The organism is Bartonella sp. AA86SXKL, from assembly GCF_042196885.1.
On record NZ_JBHIRE010000380.1, the window covers coordinates 1 to 671 of the forward strand.

A 671-nucleotide genomic window follows, 5' to 3' on the forward strand; every position below is an offset into this window, starting at 1 on the left:
CTTCCGTTGCCATTAAAGCAATATATTGCTTAATCAGACTGGCTTCAGGTTCGGTTAGAATACGTCGTAAGTCTTCCCTTGTTAAAGGATTTAATTCCACGCGGATGGGCAAACGACCTTGAAGTTCTGGCAATAAATCAGATGGCTTGGAAACATGAAACGCACCTGATGCAATAAAAAGGATATGATCTGTTTTGATTTGCCCATATTTTGTGGCAATTGTTGTTCCTTCAACCAAAGGTAAAAGATCTCTTTGAACGCCCTCACGCGAGACAGCAGCACTTGCGCCCCCATCTCTGGTCGCAATTTTATCAATCTCATCGATAAAAACAATTCCGTCATTCTCAGCAACACGAAGTGCTTCTTGAATAATTTGATCCTGATCAAGGAGTTTTTCAGACTCATCATCAATAAGTGGTTTAAAAGCGTCCTTTACTGTTGTTTTGCGAACTTTTGTACGATTCCCCATCTTGCCAAAAATTTCTGACAAATTCATAATTCCCATTTGTGCACCAGGCATACCAGGAATATCAAAGGTCGAAGTACTATTACTGTTATTATCAGAGACTTCAATTTCAATCTCTTTTTCATCCAATTCACCGTCACGCAATTTTTTACGAAAACTCTCACGGGTAGCGGGACTTGCTGTCTTACCAACAAGGGCATCTAAA

At 40.1% G+C, this 671-nt stretch carries 1 protein-coding gene; it reads right to left on the reverse strand.

Translation table 11 applies throughout. From position 1 onward, the window contains the following. On the reverse strand, positions 1-671 hold a 671-nt coding region (locus ACFIO5_RS12120), incomplete at both ends, for an AAA family ATPase (protein ID WP_375705541.1).